The 18,303-nt window shown below is 64.3% G+C and carries 17 protein-coding genes; 11 read left to right on the forward strand and 6 right to left on the reverse strand.

Annotated elements, in window-relative coordinates; genetic code table 11:
* Positions 1-24: 24 nt before the first annotated feature.
* Positions 25-909 carry an amidohydrolase family protein gene (locus tag ACVMB1_RS40080; protein WP_076827560.1) on the reverse strand — a complete coding sequence of 295 codons (885 nt, stop codon included), beginning with the start codon at positions 907-909 and terminating at the stop codon, positions 25-27.
* A gap of 469 nt (positions 910-1,378) precedes the next feature.
* On the opposite strand from ACVMB1_RS40080, the gene ykgO reads away from it, so the two are divergent.
* Both ykgO and ACVMB1_RS40090 read left to right on the forward strand, forming a co-directional pair.
* Complete coding sequence (gene ykgO, locus ACVMB1_RS40085; protein ID WP_002718645.1) at positions 1,379-1,504, forward strand: type B 50S ribosomal protein L36; 126 nt, start codon at positions 1,379-1,381, stop codon at positions 1,502-1,504.
* A 123-nt stretch (positions 1,505-1,627) separates the two neighbouring features.
* Positions 1,628-2,296, forward strand: a complete 669-nt coding sequence (locus ACVMB1_RS40090; RefSeq protein ID WP_057018108.1) for a tetratricopeptide repeat protein — start codon at positions 1,628-1,630, stop codon at positions 2,294-2,296.
* A 97-nt stretch (positions 2,297-2,393) separates the two neighbouring features.
* Here the strand turns inward: ACVMB1_RS40090 and ACVMB1_RS40095 are convergent, their stop codons facing one another.
* A complete protein-coding gene (locus tag ACVMB1_RS40095; RefSeq protein ID WP_018269760.1) occupies positions 2,394-2,570 on the reverse strand; it encodes a hypothetical protein in 177 nt (58 codons plus the stop codon).
* A 359-nt stretch (positions 2,571-2,929) separates the two neighbouring features.
* On the opposite strand from ACVMB1_RS40095, the gene ACVMB1_RS40100 reads away from it, so the two are divergent.
* Both ACVMB1_RS40100 and poxB read left to right on the forward strand, forming a co-directional pair.
* Positions 2,930-3,892 (forward strand): alpha/beta fold hydrolase, encoded by a 963-nt coding sequence (locus ACVMB1_RS40100; RefSeq protein ID WP_057018107.1) that lies wholly within the window; start codon positions 2,930-2,932, stop codon positions 3,890-3,892.
* 111 nt (positions 3,893-4,003) lie between these two features.
* On the forward strand, positions 4,004-5,740 hold the full coding sequence (gene poxB, locus ACVMB1_RS40105; RefSeq protein ID WP_057018106.1) for a ubiquinone-dependent pyruvate dehydrogenase: 1,737 nt from the start codon (positions 4,004-4,006) through the stop codon (positions 5,738-5,740).
* 90 nt (positions 5,741-5,830) lie between these two features.
* Here poxB and cycA read toward each other — a convergent pair whose 3' ends face one another.
* Positions 5,831-6,223 (reverse strand): cytochrome c-550 CycA, encoded by a 393-nt coding sequence (cycA, locus tag ACVMB1_RS40110; RefSeq protein WP_018269764.1) that lies wholly within the window; start codon positions 6,221-6,223, stop codon positions 5,831-5,833.
* A 235-nt stretch (positions 6,224-6,458) separates the two neighbouring features.
* Between cycA and ACVMB1_RS40115 the strand changes: the two genes are divergently transcribed.
* A complete protein-coding gene (locus ACVMB1_RS40115; RefSeq protein ID WP_076827554.1) occupies positions 6,459-7,952 on the forward strand; it encodes an FAD-linked oxidase C-terminal domain-containing protein in 1,494 nt (497 codons plus the stop codon).
* A 285-nt stretch (positions 7,953-8,237) separates the two neighbouring features.
* On the opposite strand, the gene ACVMB1_RS40120 is transcribed toward ACVMB1_RS40115, so the two are convergent.
* Positions 8,238-8,651, reverse strand: a complete 414-nt coding sequence (locus tag ACVMB1_RS40120; protein ID WP_076827552.1) for a hypothetical protein — start codon at positions 8,649-8,651, stop codon at positions 8,238-8,240.
* A gap of 320 nt (positions 8,652-8,971) precedes the next feature.
* Here ACVMB1_RS40120 and ACVMB1_RS40125 point away from each other — a divergent pair, with 320 nt between their 5' ends.
* Positions 8,972-10,117, forward strand: coding sequence for an acyltransferase family protein (locus ACVMB1_RS40125; RefSeq protein ID WP_244558801.1), 1,146 nt, complete (start codon positions 8,972-8,974; stop codon positions 10,115-10,117).
* 143 nt (positions 10,118-10,260) lie between these two features.
* Here ACVMB1_RS40125 and ACVMB1_RS40130 read toward each other — a convergent pair whose 3' ends face one another.
* Positions 10,261-10,743, reverse strand: a complete 483-nt coding sequence (locus ACVMB1_RS40130) for a putative quinol monooxygenase (RefSeq protein WP_225162242.1) — start codon at positions 10,741-10,743, stop codon at positions 10,261-10,263.
* A gap of 196 nt (positions 10,744-10,939) precedes the next feature.
* Between ACVMB1_RS40130 and ACVMB1_RS40135 the strand changes: the two genes are divergently transcribed.
* From ACVMB1_RS40135 to ACVMB1_RS40155, 5 genes are all read left to right on the forward strand, one after another.
* Entirely contained in the window at positions 10,940-11,629 is a 690-nt protein-coding gene (locus ACVMB1_RS40135; RefSeq protein ID WP_244558800.1) for an ArsR/SmtB family transcription factor, read from the forward strand.
* Between the two features lie 32 nt (positions 11,630-11,661).
* Entirely contained in the window at positions 11,662-12,900 is a 1,239-nt protein-coding gene (locus tag ACVMB1_RS40140; RefSeq protein WP_076827749.1) for an FAD-binding protein, read from the forward strand.
* The gene (gene glcF / locus ACVMB1_RS40145) at positions 12,897-14,213 is read left to right on the forward strand and encodes a glycolate oxidase subunit GlcF (protein WP_076827548.1); all 1,317 of its coding nucleotides are present in this window, start codon (positions 12,897-12,899) and stop codon (positions 14,211-14,213) included. The genes ACVMB1_RS40140 and glcF overlap by 4 nt, the downstream gene beginning before the upstream one ends.
* A gap of 214 nt (positions 14,214-14,427) precedes the next feature.
* Positions 14,428-14,838, forward strand: a complete 411-nt coding sequence (locus ACVMB1_RS40150) for a histone (RefSeq protein WP_076827546.1) — start codon at positions 14,428-14,430, stop codon at positions 14,836-14,838.
* A gap of 498 nt (positions 14,839-15,336) precedes the next feature.
* Positions 15,337-16,332 carry a TorF family putative porin gene (locus ACVMB1_RS40155; RefSeq protein ID WP_057018099.1) on the forward strand — a complete coding sequence of 332 codons (996 nt, stop codon included), beginning with the start codon at positions 15,337-15,339 and terminating at the stop codon, positions 16,330-16,332.
* A 172-nt stretch (positions 16,333-16,504) separates the two neighbouring features.
* On the opposite strand, the gene ACVMB1_RS40160 is transcribed toward ACVMB1_RS40155, so the two are convergent.
* Positions 16,505-18,250, reverse strand: coding sequence for an ABC transporter ATP-binding protein/permease (locus ACVMB1_RS40160; protein ID WP_057018098.1), 1,746 nt, complete (start codon positions 18,248-18,250; stop codon positions 16,505-16,507).
* Positions 18,251-18,303: the final 53 nt, after the last annotated feature.

Raw genomic sequence — 18,303 nt, forward strand, 5'->3', positions numbered from 1 at the left:
AAGCTTGCCGCCGACAATACTCCCTTAGATTCCCAAAATCTTCCGCGCGTTGGCCTTCAGGACCTTCGGCCGGATCTCCTCGCGGATGTCGAGCTTGGCGAAGTCGGCGAGCCAGCGGTCCGGCGTGATCACCGGCCAGTCGGAGCCGAACAGCATCTTGTCCTGCAGGATCGAGTTGATGTAGCGGACCAGGACCGGCGGGAAGTATTTCGGCGACCAGCCGGACAGGTCGATATAGACGTTCGGCTTGTGGGTCGCGACCGACAGCGCCTCTTCCTGCCAGGGGAAGGAGGGATGCGCGAGGATGATCTTGAGGTCGGGGAAATCGGCCGCGACGTCGTCCATGTACATCGGGTTGGAATATTTCAGCCGCATCCCCATGCCGCCCGGCATGCCGGAGCCGACGCCGGTCTGGCCGGTGTGGAACAGCGCGATCGCGCCGCCGTCATTGATGGCTTCATAGAGCGGATAGGCCATGCGGTCGTTGGCGTAGAAGCCCTGCATGGTCGGGTGGAATTTGAAGCCGCGGACGCCGTATTCCTCGATCAGCTTGCGGGCCTCGCGGACGCCGAGCTTGCCCTTGTGCGGGTCGATCGAGACGAACGGGATCAGCACGTCGAGATGGTCGGACGCGACCTCGAGCATTTCGTAATTGTTGTAGCGGCGGAAGCCGGTCTCGCGCTCGGCGTCGACCGGGAAGATCACCGCGGCGATGTTCTTGGCGCGGTAGTAGGCCGCGGTCTCCGGCACGGTCGGCGGATGCTTGTGCGGCGACTTGAAGTAGTCGGCCATCTGCGCCTGGAAGTCGTCATAGCCGTCGTCGCCATGCATGCCGCACGGCTCCTCTGCATGGGTGTGGATGTCGATCGCGGTGACCTTTTCGATGTCGGGCAGTTTGAGCGTGGGCATTCGGTTTCCTCGGCGGCCTGTTCATTGGGTGATGGAAAATAATTATATGATATAACGATTTTCGCAAGCGCCGTAGCGTTGAAGGCTTATGGTCGCGCCGAGCTCAATCCAGCGCAAAGTCCGGTTCGGTCACGGTCGGGGGCGGGCGCGAGGAGGACGAAAACTCGATTCGGCGGCCGCGGCGCCATCGTCAAAGGGCGACGGCGGGTCCGTCGCTGGTTCGGATAATTGTGGCTGTCCCCGTTTCCGAAGCGATCTCAATGGCGTGGCGCGGTGCCTGGCGCGGGTTCCCGGCCGGGACAGGCCCGAAAATCGGCCCATCTCGGTTGACATTTAACGGTCCGATGGCTTAGAACCCGGCCGTCCCGGGCGGCAGGCCGCTTGTCGGGATAAATCCCATTTTGCCAAATAATGGCATTGATCAGGTACGGCCTCCAACACGGGCCTTTCGAAGTAACAGGATTGTCCCATGAAGGTCCGTAACTCGCTCAAGTCGCTGCGCGGCCGCCATCGCAACAACCGTCTGGTTCGCCGCAAGGGCCGCGTCTATGTGATCAACAAGGTCCAGCGCCGCTTCAAGGCGCGCCAGGGTTGATCCGACAAATCTGATCGACAAGGCTGATCCCGCCCGGATCGCCGGCCGATTCCGATCCTTCCTTCACAGGTCTTTGACGCCGCGCTGCTTTGCAGTGCGGCGTTGTGCGTCTAGACTTCGGCCATGGGATTAAAGCTCGGATTGAAGTTCCTGGGGCCCACCAACCGCCGGCTGGCGATCCTGATCGCCGCGCTTCTGGTGCTGCCCGTTGCGGCCGTCGCGCAGGACGATCCGCGGGTTGTCCCGCCGCCCAGGGCCCAGAAAAAACTACCTGAAGCTCCGACCAAGCTGCCGAAGGTGCCGGCCGACCGGACCCGCGGGCTGGATTTCCTGTTCGGCGCGCTGAAGGCCGCGCCCGACGAGGACAGTGCCCGCCATGTCGAGGCGCGGATCTGGGCGCTGTGGCTGCAAACCCCGAGCGATACCGCGGCGCTGTTGATGGTGCGCGCCAAGGCGGCGATCGACGCCCAGAATGTCGATGTCGCGCTGAAGCTGCTGGACGCGGTGATCAAGCTCCGCCCCGACTATGTCGAGGCCTGGAACCGGCGTGCGACGATCTACTATTTGAAGAACGATTACGTTCGTTCGCTTGGAGACCTGCAGCAGGTGCTGACCCGCGAACCCCGCCATTTCGGCGCGCTGGCGGGCGTCGGCATGATCATGCAGGACATGGGCGACGACAAGCGTGCGCTCGACGCCTTCCGCAAGGCGCTGGCTGTCGATCCCTACCTCGAGAAGGTGCCGCAGATCGTCAAGCAGCTGACCGAAAAGGTCGAAGGCCGCGATATCTGATTGCGTGCGATTGATCGCGATCGTGGGGCGATGGCCGCGAATGGGCACGTTGCTCGCGAGCTTGATGCTTGCTCGCGGTCCGGTCCGGCGCAGGAGGCTAGTGCAAGAACTTGCCGCGGGACGCGGTATCCTGGGCTACGGCAGCATAGAATTGCTGAAGCTCCGCCTCCAGGTGCTCATTCACCAGCAACAGTGCCTTCAGGGCGCCGCGCAGGTCGCCATTGCAGCTCGCCACGATCTGATCGATGGCCGCATCGCTAGGGTCGGAAATCATGGTACTCCTCCGATTACTTCCCGTTGAACTCGTCATGCGGACGCCGGTTCCTGTGGATACCGTGTACAAACCAGGAAGCATTCCAATGGCGTCCCGGTTTCGATGAAGCCTCGCGTCTGATGGCGAAATTGCCACCGCCAATCTATGAAATGACTAATGACGCAGGTATGAACCCGCTATCCACAGGCTGGGCGCATTGTGGACAACTCCGCGCCGGGGCGCGAGCCGGATAATCGACAATTGGCTTTCCGAACAAGAGCATGCCCTGGCAGGGGGCACATCCGCGCGAAACCTGATTTCGGCTTCGTCGTAATTGTCAGGTGCCCAATCAGGTGCCTAAGACCTTTCGGATCCCCTCGATGTTGACCGCAATCATTGCGCTGGCGGCCGCAGGGCTGGCCCTGGCGCTGGTGACACAGCTCGGCGCCCTGCTGATCCAGCGGGCCTTCCCGCCGCAGGGGCGAATGATCGATGTGGCCGGGGCGCGGCTGCATGTGGTCGAACTCGGCCCGCGCGATGCGGTCGGGCCGCCGGTCGTGATGCTGCATGGTGCAAGCTCCAATCTCCGCGCGATGCAGCCGCTCGGCGATCGCGTTGCCAAAGCGCGCCGGGTGATCCTGATCGATCGGCCGGGTCACGGCTGGAGCACCCGCGCGCGCGTCGCGGATTCGACGCCCGCGATCCAGGCCCGGATGATCGTGGAGGCGCTGACCAGGCTCGGCGTCGAGCGGGCGATCGTGGTGGCGCATTCCTGGGCCGGCGCACTCGCCTTGCGCATTGCGCTGGATCATCCGGACCGCGTCGCCGGCCTCGTGCTGCTCGCCCCTGTCGCCTATCCGTGGCGCGGCGGCGCCGGACGCTACAATGATGCGATCTCGACACCTTTGATCGGACCATTGCTTGCGCACACGATCACGCTGCCGCTCGGTTTCCTCGTCGCCAATTCGGCTACGCGCGGCGTGTTCGCGCCGCAGCCGGTGCCGGCTGATTTCGTCCGCGACAGCCAGTCGTTGCTCCTGCTGCGTCCGCGCGAGTTCATCGCCAATGCGCGCGACCTCGTCACGCTGAAGGCGGCCGTTGTCGAACAGGCCCCGCGCTATGCCGAGATCAGGGCGCCGCTGTCAATCATTTCGGGCGACGTCGACAAGACGGTCTCGACCGGCATCCACTCGCGGCCGCTCGCCGCATCGGCGCCGAACGCGAAGCTGACCGTGCTGCCGGACACAGGCCACATGGTGCAGTACGTCGTGCCCGATCTCGTGGCGTCCGAGATCGAGACGATGGCCGGCCTGATGGTGCGGGACGCGGTGACGGCGCAATAGCTGCCGCGCCTTTGCGCCGCGCGAATGTGATCCGGCAAGGCTTGCGCCGCCGCGTGGCGCCGAACATCATGCAGCCCACGCGGTTTCGGATTGCAGCAAAGGACACCTCTCATGCGGATCGACAACATTGCCGACCTCATCGCTGAAACCCTTGCCCAGGCCGGCGTCAAACGCATCTACGGTGTCGTCGGCGACAGCCTCAACGGCCTGACCGAGGCGTTGCGCAAGCGCGGCACGATCGATTGGCTGCATGTGCGTCACGAGGAGGTGGCCGCGTTCGCCGCCGCCGCCGAATCCCAGATCACGGGCGCGCTCGCGGTGTGCGCGGGCTCTTGCGGTCCGGGCAATCTGCATCTCATCAACGGCCTGTTCGACGCGCATCGCAGCCGCACGCCGGTGCTGGCGATCGCGGCGCAGATCCCGTCGGCCGAGATCGGCGGCGGATATTTCCAGGAGACGCATCCGCAGGACCTGTTTCGCGAATGCAGCCATTATTGCGAACTGGTGTCGGATCCGGCGCAACTGCCCTACATGCTGGAGAACGCGATCCGCGCCGCGGTCGGCAAGCGCGGCGTCGCCGTATTGGTGCTGCCGGGCGACGTCGCGATGCGGACGGCGCCGAAGCGCGACATCGCGCCGAATGCCGGCTTGCTGCCGCCGGCGCCGGTGGTGCGTCCGGCCGACACCGAGTTGAACGCGCTGGCGGCACTGCTCAACGGCGCGCGACGTGTCACGCTGTTCTGCGGCCGCGGCTGCGCCGGCGCGCATGACGGCTTGATCAAGCTTGCCGAGACGCTGAAGAGCCCGATCGTGCACGCGCTCGGCGGCAAGGAATATGTCGAATACGACAACCCCTACGACGTCGGCATGACCGGCTTCATCGGCTTTTCCTCCGGCTATGCCGCCATGCACGGCTGCGACGTGCTGCTGATGCTGGGCACCGATTTTCCCTACAAGCAGTTCTTCCCGACCGGCATCAACATCGCGCAGGTCGATATCCGCCCCGAAAATCTCGGCCGCCGCTGCAAGCTCGATCTCGGCATCGTCGGCGAGGTCGGCGAGACCATCGCCGCGCTGCTGCCGAAGCTCCATGTGAAGACCGACCGCAAGCATCTCGATGCCAGCCTCGCGCATTACAAGGACGCCCGCGCCGGGCTCGACGATCTCGCCCGCGGCAAGCCGGGCCAGAAGCCGATCCATCCGCAATATCTGGCGCGCCTGCTCAGCGAGCAGGCGAGCGAGGATGCGGTGTTCACCGCCGACGTCGGCACGCCGACGATCTGGGCCGCGCGTTATCTGAAAATGAACGGCCGCCGCCGTCTGGTGGGCTCCTGGGTCCATGGCTCGATGGCCAATGCGATGGCGCATGCGATCGGCGCGCAGGCGGCGCAGCCCGGACGGCAGGTGGTGTCGATGTCCGGCGATGGCGGCTTCGCCATGCTGATGGGCGATTTGATCACGCTGACCCAGGCCAAGCTGCCGGTGAAGGTCGTGATCTTCAACAACAGCGTGCTCGGCTTCGTCGCGCTGGAGATGAAGGCCGCCGGCTTCATCGAGACCGGGGTCGATCTGAAGAATCCCGATTTCGCGGCGATGGCCCGCGCCATGGGCATTCACGGCGTCAGGGTGGAGGATCCCGGCGAGCTCGAGGGTGCGATCCGCGACGTGCTCGCGCATGACGGCCCGGCCGTGCTCGACGTCGTGACCGCGACGCAGGAGCTGTCGATGCCGCCGACCATTACGCTGGAGCAGGTGAAGGGATTCAGCCTGTGGGTGCTGCGCGCGGTGATGAGCGGCCGCGGCGACGAGGTGGTCGATCTCGCCAAGACCAATCTGTTGCCGCGCTGAAAGGGGATGGCGTTCCGAAGAAAGGCCATCCCCGTTCTAACGTCCGCCCCGGCATAGGCGCCGGGCGGACGGCGCGACCGATACCGCCGATTACTTCTGCTTGCCGTCCTTGTCGAACGAGGAGACGTAGGCCCAGAGGTTGTTGGCCTCGTTCTCGTTCTTGATGCCGGCGAATGCCATCTTGGTGCCGGGGATCTTGGCCTTCGGGTCCTTGATGTATTCGAGGAAGGTTTCCTTGTTCCAGGTGATGCCGGAATTCTTGTTGGCATCGGAATAATTGTAGTCGGGCGCGGAGCCGGAATGGCGGCCGTCGAGGCCGTTGAGCTCGGGGCCGACCTTGTTCTTGGCGCCTTCGCCGATTGCGTGGCAGGCGAGGCATTTATTGAACGAGGTCTTGCCGGCGGCGGCATCCTGCGCCAGCGCGGAGGATGCGGAAGCCAGCGATGTGACGACCGCCAGCGCGCTCAAGGTCTTTAGGTTCATGGGGTTCTCTTCGTTTCGTCCCGGGAGGTAGTGATCGTTTGTGGCATGTCCGGCTTGGACAGGACAAGCCACGAAACTTTGACAGGTTTCGCGGCCGCCCGCTTGTCCGAGAGAGAACTCGCCATTGCGGGGTGGGGCAATCCGACCTTCGGCCGGTGCACTGAAACAGGTGCAGACGTGATTGATTTGTCGTAACAAATCGGCGAAGGGCAAAAGCCCAGCCGAGGGAACAACGATGTCCATCATGATGCCGGCGGCCGACCAGGCCGTCCTCGCTCGCCGCGCCGAAATCGTGGCCGCCTTGCGCGCAATCGTCCCGGGCGAGGGCGTGATCGACAGCGCCGCCGAGATGCTGGCCTATGAATCCGACGGCCTGACCGCCTATCGGCAGCCGCCGATGGTCGTGGTGCTGCCCGATACCACCGAGCAGGTGTCGAAGGTGCTCAAATATTGCCAGGGCCAGGGCATCAAGGTGGTGCCGCGCGGCTCCGGCACCTCGCTGTCCGGCGGCGCGCTGCCGCTTGCCGACGGCGTGCTGCTCGGGCTCGGCAAGTTCAAGCGGATTCGCGAGATCGACTTCGACAACCGCGTCGTGGTCACCGAGCCCGGCGTCACCAACCTCGCGATCAGCCAGGCGGTCGCGCATGCCGGCTTTTATTACGCGCCCGATCCGTCGTCGCAGATCGCCTGCTCGATCGGCGGCAATGTCGCGGAAAATTCCGGCGGCGTGCACTGCCTGAAATACGGCATGACCACCAACAACGTGCTCGGCTGCGAGATCGTGCTGATGAGTGGCGAGATCCTGCGCATCGGCGGCAAGTCGGCCGAGAATGCCGGCTATGATTTGATGGGAATCATCACCGGCTCGGAAGGGTTGCTCGGCGTCATCACCGAGATCACCGTGCGCATCCTGCAGAAGCCGGAGACGGCGCGTGCGCTGATGGTCGGCTTCGCCGAGGTCGAGGCGGCCGGCGAATGCGTCGCGCGGATCATCGGCGCCGGCATCATCCCGGGCGGCATGGAGATGATGGACAAGCCCGCGATCCACGCCGCGGAGGCGTTCGTTCACGCCGGTTATCCGCTGGACGTCGAGGCGCTGTTGATCATCGAGCTCGACGGCCCCCAGGTCGAGGTCGACGAGCTGATCAAGCGGGTCGAGGCGATCGCGCAAGGCTGCGGCTCGACCTCCTGCCAGATCTCGACCTCGGAGGCCGAGCGCAATCTGTTCTGGGCCGGCCGCAAGGCGGCGTTCCCCGCGGTCGGGCGCATCTCGCCGGACTACCTCTGCATGGACGGCACCATCCCGCGCGGCGCCTTGCCGAAGGCCCTGGCGCGGATCCGCGACCTCTCGGAGAAATACGGCCTCGGCGTCGCCAACGTGTTCCACGCCGGCGACGGCAATCTGCACCCCTTGATTCTCTACGATGCCAACAAGCCGGGCGAGATCGAAAAGGCGGAGGCGTTCGGCGCCGACATCCTGCGCTGCTGCGTCGAGCTCGGCGGCGTGCTCACCGGCGAGCACGGCGTCGGCATCGAGAAGCGCGACCTGATGCCGGACATGTTCACCGAGATCGACCTCAACCAGCAGCAGCGGCTGAAATGCGCCTTCGATGCGGAGGGTCTGCTCAACCCCGGCAAGGTGTTTCCGACCCTGCACCGCTGCGCCGAGCTCGGCCGTGTCCATGTCCACGCCGGCAAGCTGGCCTTCCCGGATATCCCGCGGTTCTAGTGTCCCGAATCCGAAGTTCGCATCATTTGCCGCACCTTCGGAGCGAACTTCGGATTCGATAAGGACACTAGCAAACTTCTGATTCTAGTGTGCTTTGTGAATGCGAAGTTCGTGAAAGTGGCTGCCGCGAAATCGCACGAACTTCGCCTTCAGCACACTAGAGCATGATCCGGAAAAGTGCGAAGCGGTTTTCCCTCGCGACAAACGCGGAACGCGTTTGCGCGGAGATCATGGTCAAACAAAGAGCTAAAGCGCGATGACGATTCAACCCAATCTCATCGCGCTTTAGTACCGTCTGAGCAGCCCCGACGCCGCGCCGCTATCGCCATAGGCGGCGCAGGCCCCTTCCGGGTCTCTGATCAACGCCGCCCGGACTCGCTTGAAGGTCTTGCCGACCGCTTCGGACACCTCGGGGCGGAATTTGCGCGGATCGTAGTCATTGCCGTCGTGAGCCTTGATGGCCGCGTCGAACGCATTGATCATGGCCATCGCGGCGTCGGGGCTGCCGAGAAGTCTGGCGCCCGTTTGAACGCCGCCGGCACCATTGGCCTCATAGCCGGTGCATCGTTGTTCGAGCACCGCGGCTGCGGTCGCGAGCTGGTCGAGGAACGTCGCCTCGGCGTCGGTGAGCATGGCAGCACCCGCCTGTCCCGGCGCGATGATCGCGAGCAGCGCGATGGCTGTCAGTTTGATGTGCATCGTGGTGGTTTCTCCCGGCGGAGCCGCGATCAAATCAATGGTTGCCGAATGACGATAACAAGTCTGCTTCCAGGGCATCAGGAGCCACGTCAGCTATTGGCCCCGAGGCTAACATGCGTGAACGTGCGCCCAGAGCCACCAACGCGCGAGGGCCGGTCGATACAATTCGACAGATCGCCCTAGCCGGCCGATAACCTTAACCGATCCTTGCGCGGTGGCCGGCGCCCGTGCGTCGCTGCAATTACAGCGCGGACCCATTTACACGGCCTTAGACTGTTGCTCGGTATTTTCCGCAGATGCACGTCTTCGGGAGCACATCGATGCCCAGCCTGGCCGATCAGCTGGCGCTTTCGCGCAATCGGCCCGCGGGTTTCGACTACATGCGGATCGCGCTGGCGGCGTCGATCATTGGCCTGCACAGCACGAACGTGACGCTCGGGCTCGGCCGCGCGCTGGAAATCCAGAGCACGCTGCGCATCGGCGTCGCGATGATCCTTGCGCTGTTCTTTGCGTTGAGCGGCTTCCTGGTGACCGCAAGCCTGCTCCGGTGCAAGAGCCTGATTTCCTTCCTCGGCCTGCGCGTGCTGCGGATCGGACCGGCGCTCGCGGTCGAAACCACGCTATCGGCAATCATCATCGGTTCGGTCTTCACCGCGCTGCCGTTGGCGCAATATGTCGCCGATCCGAAATTCCACGCCTATTTTCTCAATATCGTCGGCGACATCCATTACGAGCTGCCGGGCGTATTCCTGCACAATCCGCTGCCCGATCTGGTGAACGCCCAGCTCTGGACCGTGCCGTACGAGCTGTGGTGCTACGTCATCCTGGCGCTGCTCGCCGTGCTCACGATTTGCTTCAACCGGCTGGCGTTCCTCGGGTTCATGGTGATCGCCCAGATCGGGCTCATCGTCTACGACATCTGGCGCTGGGACGAGGTGCCGATCCAGCTTCGCCCGCACCTTCTGGTGTTCTGCTTCCTTGCCGGCGTCGGCTGCTACCTCTGGCGCGACAAGGTGCCGTTCAACCGCACGCTGTGCCTGCTGGCGCTGGTGCTGTGCGCCGCCGGCATGGCGACCGGGCGCGGTGACGCGCTGGCTCCCGCGCCGGCCGCCTATGTCGCATGCTATCTCGGCCTGATGAATCCGCGGCGGAGCTGGATCGTGTCGTCAGGCGATTACTCCTACGGGCTTTATCTCTACGGTTTCGTCATCCAGCAATGCGTCGCCACCTTCGGCCCGCCGGTCCAGCACTGGTATCTGAACCTCCTGATCAGCCTGCCGCTCGCCTTCGGCGTCGCCGTCGTGTCCTGGCATCTCGTCGAGAAACGCGCGCTTCGGCTCCGAACCCAGGTCGAGAGCCTCGAGGCGGCGGTGCTGTCGCGGATCTCGATCGTCGGCTTCTGGCGCAGGCCGCCCGAGCGGGCCGGCTTGCGCGCAACGCTCGGCAACAGCGGCGCGTCGATCTGACCCGCGCCGGCGGGAAGGACGAGCTTCGGTTCTGATTGAATCAGAACCGAAGCTCTCGCTTCTTGTTTTGACGCGTTTTCTTCACGCGAACCGGGTCCACTTCGCTCGAAAACGCTCTAGCATCCTCCCCGCCGCGCTTTTCTTCACAGCAGCGCGTATTGCGACCGCTCGCGCTTGGCGAGCAGCGGCAGCGCCTGCTCCGCGATGTAGGTTTTGAAAGCCGCGCTGTCCTGGTGTGCCTTGAACGCGGCTTCGTCCTGGAACAATTCGTAGAACAGGAATTGCGCCGGATTATCCTTGCCGCGGCCGATCAGGAACAGCTTGGTGCCGGGGTCCTTCTGCGCCTCGGGCAGGAAGCCGTCGAGGATTTCCGCGACCTTATCGGCCTGTCCCTCCTTGGCTTCCCATTGCGCCACAACCAGAAGGCCTGACGTGTTGATCGCGTCGCTGATGGTTCTCGTGCTCATCGCGTAGTGCTTCATTGGCATTCCTCCGTTGCTGTGCTCCGATCGAGCTTGCGATCCGGCCCAGGGCGAGACGCCGGCGATCGCCATGATCGCGAACGAGCCGATGGCCGATCGTCGGGTGAGGATCATCGTCGTGGTCGAAACTTCCGAACGTTTCATGTTCGCCTCCAGATGATTCGCGCCAAGCGTCCTGCCGGCCGAACCGCAACGCGAGAGATAGTCGATCGTTCGGCGTCCCAGTTCGGTGATGGTCGAATTGTCGATGTCGTGAACATTTCGATCATGATCGAAGCGTTGCAGCGGCATGACGTGCGACAAGCGCAAGAGGCATATTTCGATCGATGCGGAGCCGGCCATGCAGACCATCGCACCGGAGCTTGCCGAACTCGCCGGGCTGATCGCCGATCCCGGCCGTGCCAGCATCCTGTCGCGGCTGATGGACGGACGCCCGCAGACTGCGAGCGAACTGGCGCTGGTCGCGGGCGTGACGCCCCAGACCGCGAGCTGGCACCTTTCGCGCATGGTCGAGCGGGCGCTGCTCAAGGTCGAGCGGCGTGGTCCGCGCCGCTTCTACCGGCTGGCTACGCCGCTGGTTGCGCAGATGCTCGAGGGCATGATGACGGTTGCCGCGATCGATCCGCAGCCGTCCCGGCCGCCGCCGCGCATCGATCCCGAGATGCGCCGGGCTCGGACCTGCTACGACCACCTTGCCGGCGAGCTCGGCGTCGCCGTCACCGACGCGATGCGGGATCGCGGCCATCTCAATCTCGACCATGAGGCCGGCGAGCTGACTGCTTGCGGCCGTGCTTTTCTCGGCGATCTCGGCATCGACCTGCGTTCGCCGGCGCGGAGCCGGCGGATCTTGTGCCGGCCCTGTCTCGACTGGAGCGAGCGGCGTCCGCATCTGGCCGGGCGGGCGGGGGCTGCGGTTGCCGACCTTGCATTGCAACGGGACTGGATCCGGCGCCGGCCGCAGGGCCGCTCCGTCGAAATCACCGACGCCGGACTCCTCGCATTCAGAAATTTGTTCGGCGCGCGCATTTGATTTCGGAGCCGAATTTGGCTACCGGCTATGGCGTGGATACGCTCAAGGTCAGAGACGCAAAAGACGTCGAGGAAGTGGTGCGCGCGGCGGTCGCCAGCGAGCAGCCGCTTGAGGTCATTGGACATGGATCGAAGCGCGCCATCGGCCATCCGATGGCGACCAATGCGCTGCTCGACGTCTCGGCGCTGAATGCGGTCACCTCCTATGAGCCGAACGAGCTGATCATCACCGTGCAGGCCGGCGCGCCGCTCGCCGACGTGCAATCCCTGATCGACGCCAAGAACCAGCAATTCGCCTTCGAGCCGATGGACACCTCGGTGCTGCTCGGCACCGCGGGCGCCGGCACGATCGGAGGCATGATCGGCGCCGGACTGGCTGGTCCCCGCCGCATCAAGGCCGGCGGTATCAGGGATCATCTGCTTGGGGCGCACGCGGTGTCCGGGTTCGGTGACAGCTTCAAGACCGGCGGGCGGGTGGTGAAGAACGTCACCGGCTACGATCTCTGCAAGCTGCTGACCGGCTCCTGGGGCACGCTCGCGGTCATGACCGAGGTCACGCTTAAGGTCATGCCGAAGCCGGAAGCCGAGCGGACGCTGCTGCTGCGCGGGCTCGACGACGTCACCGCCAACAAGGCGATGACGGCGGCGCTGGGTTCGCCCTTCGACGTCTCCGGCGCCGCGCATCTGCCGGGTTCGGCGTTGCGGACCGGGGGCGGCGCGCTGGCCGGCCTTGCAGCCTCAGGCCAGCCGGTCACGCTGGTGCGGCTCGAGGGGATTTCGGCGTCGGCGGCACATCGGGCGGCCTCGCTGAGCCAGACGCTCTCGTCCTATGGAACGGTCGACAGCCTCGCCGACGACGGGTCGGCCGCAATCTGGAGTGCGCTGCGCGACGTGGTGCCGTTCGCGGCGAACGGCGCGCTCGGGGCCTGGCCGGTGTGGCGTATCGTTTGCCCGCCGGCCTCTGGCGGCGCGCTGGGCCAGGCGTTGTCGCGCGCCACCGGCGGCGACGTGATCTACGACTGGGGCGGGGGGCTGATCTGGGCCGCGGTGCCGCCGGGCGCCGACGCCCAGGCCACGCTGGTCCGCGGCCAGGTCGAGGCGATTGGCGGACACGCCACCCTGATCCGCGCCACCGAGGATGTGCGCCGGGCGGTCGATGTGTTCCAGCCGCAGGCGGCCGGGCTTGCCGCGCTCGGTGAACGGGTCCGGGCGAGCTTCGATCCGAGGTCCGTCCTCAACCGCGGCCGGATGATGCGAGGCGGGGCTGCATGAAGACCGAGTTTTCCCTGGCGCAGCTCGCCGATCCCGACATCAAGGAAGCCGACAAGATCCTGCGCGCCTGCGTGCATTGCGGCTTCTGCACCGCGACCTGCCCGACCTATGTGCTGCTCGGCGACGAGCTCGATAGCCCGCGCGGCCGCATCTACCTGATCAAGGAGATGCTGGAGAAAGACAAGCCGCCGACGGCCGACGTGGTCAAGCATATCGACCGCTGCCTGTCGTGCCTCGCCTGCATGACCACCTGTCCGTCGGGCGTGAACTACATGCACCTCGTCGACCAGGCCCGGGTCCGGATCGAGCGGGATTACCAGAGACCGCTGACCGAGCGGCTGCTGCGGTGGGTACTCGCCCTCGTGCTGCCGCGGCCGGGCCTATTCCGGATCAGCATGATCCTGGCCGGGCTCGCCCGTCCGTTCGCCGCATTGCTGCCGACGCCATCGGTCGGTGCGTCGAGCCCGGGTCTGCTGCGGCGGATCAAGGCGATGCTGGCGCTCGCGCCGCGCGGCCTGCCGCAACCGGGGCCGGCTGCGGGAACCGTGTTTGCGCCGATCGGCCGGCGGCGCGGCCGGGTCGCGCTGCTGCAGGGCTGCGCCCAGCAGGTGCTGGCGCCACGCATCAATCAGGCCGCGATCAATGTCCTGACCAGGCACGGCGTCGAGGTGGTGCTGGTCAAGGACGAGCAATGCTGCGGCGCGTTGACCCATCACATGGGACAGGACGGCGACGCGCTGGCGCGCGCGCGGGCCAACATCACGGTGTGGCAAAGGGAAGCGGACCAGAACGGGCTCGACGCCATCCTGGTGACGACCTCGGGCTGTGGGACAGTTGTCAAAGACTACGGCTACCTGCTGCGCGAGGACAAAACATTCGCGGAGCCGGCCAAGCGAATCTCGGCGCTGGCAAAGGATATCACCGAGTATCTCGCTGGCCTCGAGCTCGCGCCTTCAATACAGAAAGGCGACGTCACCGTCGCCTATCACTCCGCTTGTTCGTTGCAGCATGGACAGAAAATCACTCAACTTCCGAAAGAATTGCTTTCCAAGAATGGATTCGTGGTGAAAGATGTGCCCGAGAGCCATTTGTGTTGCGGTTCGGCGGGGACCTACAACATTCTCCAGCCCGACATTGCGAGCAGATTGCGCGATCGGAAGGTCGCCAATATTGCGCTTGTCAAACCGGACATGATCGCTGCGGGCAATATTGGCTGCATGGTTCAGATTGCCGGCGGTACGTCAGTTCCTGTGGTGCACACGATTGAGCTTCTCGATTGGGCGACAGGAGGTCCCCGGCCAGGATTGAATTGATCGACTGCCACTCGAGCATGATCCGGACCTCAGCCTTGCCCTGACGCAACGTGAAGGACCGGCGCTTCCTTGCCACAGACGCGAAGCGATCGCGCGGCCATCATGCCCGACAAGCGAAGTGGAGGGTGCCTCTCTTCGAGGTGCAGCCAACGTCCGGCAAGCGATCACTTCAATACGCCCGGTGGACTCAGATAGCGGCAACAGGAGGACCACGATGGCGAAGTCGAAGAAGGCGAAGAAAAGCAAGAAGGCCAAAAAGGCCAAGAAGGTGGTAGCGGCGAAGAAGAGGTCCGCGAAGAAGTCGGCCAAGAAGGCTGCGAAGAAATCCGCCAAGAAGGCTGCAAAGAAATCGGCGAAGAAGTCGGCCAAGAAAGCTGCAAAGAAAACGGCAAAGAAAGCCGCCAAGAAGGCTGCGCCGAAGAAGGCTGCGAAGAAAGCCGCTGCCAAGAAGAGCGCGCCGAAGAAGGCCGCTGCTCCGAAGAAGGCTGCCGCGCCGAAGCCGGCCGCTCCGGTCGCAGCACCTCCGGCGCCCGAGCCGCAGCCGGCGCCGAGCTGGGCCACACCGAGCCACGAACCGGCGCCGGGCTGGATTGCCGGGTCGGCCGACGGGGGCGAGCACCACTAGAGCGTTTTCGAGCGAAGTGGGCACCGGTTCGCGTGAAGAAAACGCGTCAAAACAAGAATCTAGAGCTTCGGTTCTGATTCAATCAGAACCAAAAATGCTCTAGGCCGCTGCCACATTGCCGAGGTTCAACTGATCGAAGCCGCAGCGCGCCACGCTGCGGCTTCTTCCGTAGGTGCGACGATAATCCGTGCTTTTACGGGCACGGCGATTCGCGCCGATGCTCTCCCGCCGAGCCGGCTGTTGCCGTTTCCCGGTCCGGATGGACACGTTCAACCGGTGCGAGAGCAGCGGTATTGTGGTGCAAATGCAACACCGGCAAGTCAACATGCGGCAAGATGGCTAGAACGCCTAAAAAGGCGGCACATGCATGTCTTTTTGGCTTCACGGTACCGTGCATGAGCCTCAGATTGGCCACACGCGATTTAGTTGCAGTCCGTTATCGCGCGCCCTGGGGGGCCACCGGAGCTGGGCTGTCTGAACAGGTAGATGGGGATCGTCATGAAGAAACTGGCTTTGTTAGCAACGGCGCTAGCAATGATTTCGAGCTCGGCAATGGCAGCTGACATGGCGGTGAAGGCCGTCAAGGCGCCGCCGCCGGCTCCCTTCGATCCTTGGGACATCGCCTTTGGCGCCGGCATCATGAGCGACTACATCTTCCGCGGCGTCACCCAGTCCAACCACAATCCGTCGGTCACCGCCTATTTCGAGCCGCGCTACAACGTCAGCAAGGACCTGCAGCTCTACGTCGGTACGTCGACCGAAAGCATCTCCTTCGCCAACCGCGCCGCGGCTGAAGTCGACGTCTACGGCGGTATCCGCCCGACCTTCGGCGCCTTCGCCTTCGACATCGGTGTCTGGGGTTACCTGTATCCGGGCGGGACCTGCTACTACGGCGGCGGTGCGGTGGCCGACTTCGCCGGCAATCCGCTGAGCGCCGACTGCCAGGCCAACACCCTCACCAACCTCGCCGTCATGAAGAAGGACGTCTCGTTCTTCGAAGTCTATGGCAAGGCGACCTGGACCATCAACGACAACTGGGCGTTCACCATCAACGAATACTACTCGCCGAACTTCCTCAACACCGGCGCCTGGGGCAACTACTCCTCGATCATCGGCAAGTACACTGCGCCGAGCACCGTGTTCGGCAGCAGCGGCGTCGGCATGTACGTGTCGGGTGAGTTCGGCCGGCAGTGGCTCGGCACCTCCGACAGCTTCTACGGCGTCCCGGCGTTTCCGAACGGCATCAAGTATGCCGACTACAACACCTGGAACATCGGCATCGGCTTCACCTACAAGGTGTTCACGCTCGATCTGCGCTACTCCGACACCGACATGTCGAAGGGTGATTGCAGCGCCTTCACCAGCGACTTCACCGCGGGCGGAACCACTGCCGTCACCCCGATCAATCCGGGTGGCACGAGCTCCAACTGGTGCGGCGCGGCCGGCATCGCCAAGCTCTCGGTCGACCTGACCGCGATGTCCAACCTGAAGTAATCTCTCCTCCGGGGATCGAGGGGCGGCAGAGCAATCTGCCGCCCTTTTGTTTTTGGCCGGCCAGGTCTGATCGGCACAAGGCGGACAATAGCTAAAGGCGCTCGCGAGACCTGTGGGCTGCCCCCGCCGGGGTCAGCGGCAAGCCGTGGCCGCGGCTGACCCCTAATGCCGTTTACGACGCGGCGACCTTGACCGCGTCGCGCAGGATGAAGCGGTCGCCGTCGCGGACCAGCGTGACATTGCGCTGATGGAAGGTGTCGAGCGTCGAGCGGTGGCCGATCGAAACCACCGTGGTGCCGGGCAACCTTTCGGCAATCAGCCTGTACAGCGCAGCTTCCGCCGGCTCGTCGAGCGAGGCCGTCGCCTCGTCCAGGAACAGGAATTGCGGCGCATGCAGCAGCGCCCGTGCGATGCCGAGCCGCTGCTGCTCGCCGAGCGACAGCATCCGGTTCCAGTGCGCCTGTTCCTCGAGCCGCGACGCAAGCTGCGGCAGCCCGACGGCGGTGAGAACCTCGCGGACCCGTCCCGCATCGAATTGCCTGGCCTCGCCCGGATAGACGACGGCGTCATGCAGCGAGCCGATCGGCAGATAGGGACGTTGCGGCAGCATCATCAGGCTGGCATTGGCCGGGATCTCGACCGCGCCGTCGCCGAACGGCCAGATGCCGGCGATCGCGCGGAATAGCGTCGACTTGCCGGCGCCGGAGGGGCCGGTCATCAGCGTGCGCTCGCCCTTGCGGAAGCCGAACCGGTCCGCGTTCAGCAGCGGCGTGCCGTCCGGCAGCCGCAGCACTAGGTTTTCTAGGCTGACGGCGCCGTCGCCCGGCGTCGCCGTGACATGAATTCGGTCGTCGCGCTTGGCGAGGTTTGATGCCGCCGCGATCCCTGCCTCGAATCCATCGAGCCGGTTCACCACGGCCTGCCATTCGGCCAGTTGACGATAGATGCTGACGAAGTACGAGAACGCGCCCTGGACGTTCGAAAACGCCGATGCGGTCTGCATCATGCCGCCGAGCTGGATCTTTTGCGCAAAGTAGGCCGGCGCCACCAGCACATAAGGGAAGATCACCGAGGCCTGATTATAGCTCGCCGTGAACGCGGTGATCTTCTTGGTCCGGTTCATGAGGGCGATCCAGTTCTCCACCACGCGTCCGAAGCGAACGCGCAGGCGCTCGCGCTCGGCCGGTTCGCCCTGCAGCAGCGCGATCTGCTCGGAGTTTTCCCGCACGCGCACCAGGTTGAAGCGGAAATCGGCTTCATATTGCTGCTGCTTGAAATCGATGCCGACCAGCGGCCAGCCGATCAGATGGGTCAGCACGGTGCCGAGCACCGAGTAGATCAGCGCGCACCAGACAAGGTAGCCGGGAATTGAATATTCCGTGCCGAACAAATGCAGCGGCGCCTCATTGGAAAGGCCCCACAGCAGGGTGAGAAAGGACGCCAGCGTGACGACCGAGCTCAACAGGCCGAGGCCGAGCGTGAGCGTGCGATCGACGAACAGCTTGACGTCGTCGGTCATGCGCTGGTCGGGGTTGTCGGCAGCGTCGCCCTGGAGCTGCATCCTGTAGTGATTGGCCTGATGCAGCCAGTCCCCAAGATAGTGTGTGGTCATCCATTGCCGCCAGCGGATCTGCAGCCATTGATTGAGGTAGAGCTGGTAGACCGCCAGCAGGATGAAGAACGCGACGACGACGCAGAAATAGATGATCTCGCTGACGAAGGAATCCCAATTGCGTTCCTGCAGCGCGTTGTAGAAGCGGTTGTTCCACTGCGTGATCAGAACGTTGATGCCCACGATCGCCAGTTCGATCGCGATGACCGCCGCAAGCAGCCCCCGGCCGGCCCATTTGTCCTCGGAGTTGAAATAAGGCGAGGCGATGCGCCACACCGTCGCGAGCGTCGAGCGAATGTTGTTCACAGATTATCGTCTCCGGGGAAGGGGCCGCAAAGGCCTGAAGAATCGGGACAATC

The sequence above is a fragment of the Bradyrhizobium sp. USDA 4504 genome, assembly GCF_054063995.1.